Annotated in this window: 7 protein-coding genes; all 7 read left to right on the top strand. The window is 38.7% G+C overall.

All coding sequences use genetic code 11. The features are described from left to right. The coding region (locus tag DOT_RS25995; protein WP_009624601.1) for a S8/S53 family peptidase at positions 1-299 on the top strand (299 nt) is incomplete at its 5' end. Between the two features lie 369 nt (positions 300-668). Further along, the gene (locus DOT_RS28070) at positions 669-854 is read left to right on the top strand and encodes a hypothetical protein (protein ID WP_157998524.1); all 186 of its coding nucleotides are present in this window, start codon (positions 669-671) and stop codon (positions 852-854) included. Positions 855-1,417: 563 nt separating this feature from the next. Beyond that, the gene (locus DOT_RS28065; RefSeq protein WP_009624599.1) at positions 1,418-1,738 is read left to right on the top strand and encodes a transposase; all 321 of its coding nucleotides are present in this window, start codon (positions 1,418-1,420) and stop codon (positions 1,736-1,738) included. A 160-nt stretch (positions 1,739-1,898) separates the two neighbouring features. Further along, positions 1,899-2,825 (top strand): ABC transporter ATP-binding protein, encoded by a 927-nt coding sequence (locus DOT_RS25985; RefSeq protein WP_009624597.1) that lies wholly within the window; start codon positions 1,899-1,901, stop codon positions 2,823-2,825. 1 nt (position 2,826) lies between these two features. After that, positions 2,827-3,786: an ABC transporter permease gene (locus DOT_RS25980; protein ID WP_040413514.1), complete on the top strand. Its 960-nt coding sequence runs from the start codon at positions 2,827-2,829 to the stop codon at positions 3,784-3,786. A 257-nt stretch (positions 3,787-4,043) separates the two neighbouring features. Then, positions 4,044-4,478, top strand: a complete 435-nt coding sequence (locus DOT_RS25975) for a transposase (protein ID WP_009624595.1) — start codon at positions 4,044-4,046, stop codon at positions 4,476-4,478. Positions 4,479-4,983: 505 nt separating this feature from the next. Next, the coding region (locus DOT_RS30875; protein ID WP_157998523.1) for a hypothetical protein at positions 4,984-5,260 on the top strand (277 nt) is incomplete at its 3' end.

Genomic DNA, 5,260 nt, shown 5'->3' with positions numbered 1-5,260 from the left:
TCAAAGCTCAAAATATTGATGGTGATATAATTGCAAAGTCGAATTACTCCAATGCTGCAACGATTAGCGCACCAGGAAGTGAAATTCCTGTATTATCTATTGATTCCAAAGGTAACTTAATCCGAGATAAGGCTGGCGGCACATCTGTTGCAACAGCAGAGATATCTGGAATAATAGCTTTAATACTTAGTTCAAACAACGAAGTTTCAAGACTAAATGTAATTACAGCATTAAAAAATTCAGTTGGTGATGACAAATTCGTTAATACTGAAAAAATGATTAATTTTTTAAAGAAATAAACTGAAAGGTTGTGTCAAGATATTGAAGTATAAAGTTATATCAACCATTATACTAATAATATTGATGCTGACCGGCATTCTAATATCTTTTAACGCTCTTCTTACAGGTAATATATTCTATGGAAGACTTAGTACGGTAATTATAGTTATTTCTAGTTTGTTAGTAATCATTAATGTATTAATAATTTGGCGAATAGGAAAAGGGACTAGATAATTCTTCTGAAATCTACTTTTCCAATTCATTTGCCAGCGTGATCAACCGGACATGTAGGATCGGAACTATTGATGCAGACCTTCCTGCAGAGAATAGCGCAGAAGGCAAGTAGACTCGAGCCTTCGTCTTTCAAAAACGTTTTAATGTCAAGCGCCTTGCCAAGATCAAAGAACGTATCATTTCGGCAGAAACTGCGCAAAGATCCAGACAAAGGAAAAATAGAGAAGAATGATGAAGATTATCACGATGATGACCCAAAAGGATCCGGTAGTGTTGACACAACTAAGCCTGTTGAAACACAAGAGATAGAAGAGAATGCACCCAAAGCTAAACCTAACTAGGGAACGCTCATTCTTCATGCAACCTGTACGCCAGCCTACCTGCGTTTTCCGACATACCTGGGATTATTGAACCAAACACGAGAAAACTAGACGAGATGATTGACACGCTTTATAAGACTTGTGGAAAAGCTGCAAGATGACCAAGAACGTATCGAGAGAAAGCGCGGAAAGATTATCTAACATCTCCAAGCAAAGGAAACCGAGAAAGAATTAACTCCGAAAAGCAGATAAGAAAACAACTGCAATATGTGAGACGAAACCTCGGAATCGTTGAGCGGATGCTTCAAGGAGCAACTGCATAAGCCGAGTTCTTGAGTCAGCGGAAGCAATAGCTTTGTCGACCGTTCGGGAGTTAATTAATCAACAGACAAACGAAGTACAAAACAAAAACTCATTAGATAGCGCATAGCATTGTAAATCTCTATCAACCCCATGTCAGACCCATCGTACGGGGTAAATCAGGTGCTGCCGTAGAGCTTGGGCCAAAGTAGCGATAAGCCTAGGGAACGGCTAACAGCCGAATTGAAAAATTGTCATGAGATCCGTACAACGAAGCAGGGACATTGAAAGAGACGGTGGAGGGTTATAAACGTCGCAATGGCTGTTATCCTGAAGCGATTTTAGCAGACCAAATTTACCGAAATCGAGACATCTTGGTCCATTGCAAAGAGCATGGCATCCGGCTAAGTGAACCTAAACTGGGGAGATCGTTAGGCAAAGTCCTCATGAAGGAAGCCGAAAAAAGAATCGAGCGACAAGATGCTAGAGAACGCAATGCAGTGGAAGGCAAATTTGGAGAAGGTAAAAGAAAATATAAGCTTGCTCGCATCTATGCAAAGTTAGAAGAAACTGCAGAGCTCATAATTTTAATGCATTTCTGGTAATGAATTGAAATCATGGGTTCAAAGTTCTTTTTGCCCTACTTGTTTTTTGGATATTAGGGGGAAATAGTAAGATTTTCGTTATCGAGAAAAAAGCTGGGTTTGGCTTGCAAGCCCTAAGTATGAATGTCATGCATACTAATTAAGGAGAAAGAGGTAGCATATGCAAATAAAACCTATTGCCCAATTTAAAAACGTTAAAAAGAAAATTGGCAAGAAGATGATCATTGATGATATATCCTTTGACGTCAATGCTGGCGAAATCTTTGGTTTTTTAGGACCGAACGGAGCTGGTAAAACGACCGCCATTCGTATGCTTTTTGGACTAGTTTCTATTACCGAGGGTGAGATACTTATCAATGGTTTTAGTATCAAAAATGATTATGAAAAAGCAATAGCAAGTGTTGGCGGAATTGTCGAAAACCCTGAGATGTATAGGTATTTAACAGGATACAAGAATCTCGTCCATTCTGCAAGAATGTATGGCAATATTACGAAAGCTAGAATTGATGAAGTTGTTGCTTTAGTCGGACTTGATCAAAGAATCAAGGATAAAGTTAAAACATATTCACTGGGTATGTGCCAAAGGCTAGGTTTAGCCCAAGCCTTACTCCATAAACCTACTTTAATTGTCTTAGATGAACCGACCAATGGTTTAGACCCCGCAGGAATTCATGAGTTTAGGGTACATTTAAGAATGCTCGCTGAAAAAGAAAATATAGCCATCATGGTATCGAGTCATCAACTTTCAGAAATGGAATTAATGTGTGATAGAATCGGGATTATTCAAAATGGAAAATTAATTGATATTCAAACCGTCAACGATTTTCTTGCAAAGGACAAAGCAGTGCGTGTAACATTTACAGTGGATGATGTTACAAAAGCTAAAGTTTCTTTTAATAAGATGTTTAAGGAACAAGAGACCATCGATAAAGAAGATAAAATTTCCATAACGATTGATTCTAATCAAATTCCCGACATTATTTCGGCCTTTGAGTGTGAAGGGATAAGGATTTCTGGCATTGATAAACAATCTAAAACTCTTGAAGAAAAATTTTTTGACTTAACAGGAGGTTCTGGAATTGCGTAGAATGCTTAATCTAATTCAAAATGAGAATATGAAGATCTTTCGTATGAGTACCTACATTATGTTAGGCCTGTTGATCTCGATTGTTATTACTTACGGATTCATTTCCAAAAATAGCATGCAGCGAGCTTCAACTTCAACAAACATAGATTGGAAAACACAGCTTACTCAGCAAAACACACTTATGCAAAAAGCTTTGAAACAGGTTCAGAATCAAGGTATTGGCGCAGAACAAAGCAGTGCAGCATTTAAAAAAATTATTAAAATTAATAATTACCGCATTGAGCATAATTTGCCTCCAGAGCAGGGAAAAACAGTATGGGGGTTTGTTATGGATTTGTCCAGTGCAATTTCATTAGTCTCCCTATTTTCAATTATTATTGCCGCAGGGATCGTAGCCAGAGAATTTGATTCCGGAACAATTAAATTTCTACTGATCAAGCCTTTAAAACGGTGGAAGGTTCTGTTATCGAAGTACCTCGCAGTTTTATTGTTTGCGTTAGATGCGCTCATCATTCTTTTTATAGCATCATTTCTTGTAGGCGGGATATTTTACGGCTTAAGCGGAGTTAGTGAACCCTATTTAGGGTTCTCAAACGGAAATGTGACTGAAATAAATATGCTGTGGCATGTTTTCACTATCTATGCCTATGCTTGCGTTAATTTGCTCATGATGGTCACTTTAGCATTTATGATTTCTTCCGTCTTCCGCAACACCTCTTTGGCGGTAGGAATTTCTTTGTTTTTAATGTTCACTGGCAATGTATTAGTGAATTTGCTAAGCCAATATAGTTGGGTGAAATATATACTCTTTTCAAATTTAAATTTGAAGGTATATACAGATGGAACTCCGGCAGTCAAAGGGATGACAATGACCTTCTCATTGCTCGTATTGGCAGCCTATTTTATACTTTTCAATGTAATCTCATGGCTTGTTTTCATAAAAAGAGATGTAGCGACTTAAGAAATCTCTTCAGATCGGATTATTTCTTGTACAACTTTCCTTTAGAAGAGGAGTTAAGAATGGATGTAATGTTAAAAACACCTGTGATTGGAATATTAGCGTAGAATAGCCCCAATAGTTGACTAACACTATTATATGTGAAGTTATGAAGACGTTCAAACTTAAAACACTTTGCCGAAAAGCAACGGAACCCCAAATCAGCCGGGGCGAAGCGTATCCAGGAGTGCCATGTTAGTAAAATTACGAATGGTCTAACTATGCTGAAAAGGGCTCTGAAAAAGGGATTTCAGGCTAAATATGTCCTTGTTGACAGCTGGTTTAGTAGCCACGAGTTTATTCAAACGGTTCGAGGATTAGGCAAAAAACCGATGCATTTGGTCTGTGGAGTTCGACAAGATACGAGGAAGTATCTCTACAAAGGGGATTCCCTCAATGCCAGTCAATTGAAACCAATCTTAAAAAGCGAAGGAAACGAAAAACGATGTCGGAAACGGAATATCCGTTATTCCGAAGTCCTCGTCGATTATGAAGGAATCGGGCAAGTCAAACTGTTTTTTTGTAGGTTTCCCTACCAGAAGAAATGGAGACTGTTCCTCTCTACCGACATATCTCTTAGCTTATTAAGCATGTTGGAGATTTACAGCATCCGCTGGACCATTGAAGTCTTATTTAAGGAAACAAACAGCATCTAAAGTTAGGGACTTGTCAATCGAGGGATTTTGATGCTCAGATTGCCCATATAACAACCTGCTATATTCGCTATACACTTCTGGCCTATTTTCGTCGAGTGAACATCTATGAATCCCTAGATAAATTATTTGCAGAAATCAAAGACGAACTGCCATTTAATCAGTAATAATCTAATGAAATAATGGCATTGGACTCCCTTGGATATAGAGAAACAGGGGTGTAGCGGGGTGCAAAACTTCAGTAGTATTATCATAATTATATTTCGTAACGTTATCTCCTGTAAAACGGCGCACCGTAATTGAATAGCGGGGAGATTAAAACCTTCGAACTTTCAATCGAACAATGCAATTTAGTTAATTTAGTCATTGACAACGACAGTTGGAAATGCTATTATTCAACTCTGGCCTGAAGCCAAGGGAATCAGATTGATTGAGTACTTTAAGTCGGTTGACCCAAAAAAGTATTGACAACGCGAGTTGAAAATGCTAAAATGGCAGTTTTGCCCAAGTGCCACGGCAGCCAGCCATCCATGGCGCTGGTCTCTTCTCGCCATCCTTGGCTAGCGCTCTAACCTTGAACATCCTTGTTCAAGTCATGGTCTCTGGTCGCTCCCGGACATCCTGCAAGAATGTTAATTCGTGCGAAGACAGTGTCTTCGGTCCTCCGCGACACCCAGACCATCCATGGTCTTTGAAAACTAAACAACAAGGACAGCCAATGAGAGAAACTCGGAAGAGTTTCAAAAGAAATCATGAGCGAATCATCTTCTTCAATGAAGTTGAAA

Origin of the sequence: Desulfosporosinus sp. OT, assembly GCF_000224515.1 — a bacterium.
Lineage (GTDB): Bacteria > Bacillota > Desulfitobacteriia > Desulfitobacteriales > Desulfitobacteriaceae > Desulfosporosinus.
The sequence above is the reverse complement of the archived record's forward strand: the minus strand, read 5'-3'. Positions and strand labels throughout refer to the sequence as shown.

What these genes read in the sequence shown, in the direction of transcription:
- DOT_RS25985 (WP_009624597.1), top strand. Translation starts at nt 1,899, where the DNA reads ATGCAAATAAAACCTATTGCCCAATTTAAAAACGTTAAAAAGAAAATT.
- DOT_RS25980 (WP_040413514.1), top strand. Translation starts at nt 2,827, where the DNA reads ATGCTTAATCTAATTCAAAATGAGAATATGAAGATCTTTCGTATGAGT.
- DOT_RS25975 (WP_009624595.1), top strand. Translation starts at nt 4,044, where the DNA reads ATGCTGAAAAGGGCTCTGAAAAAGGGATTTCAGGCTAAATATGTCCTT.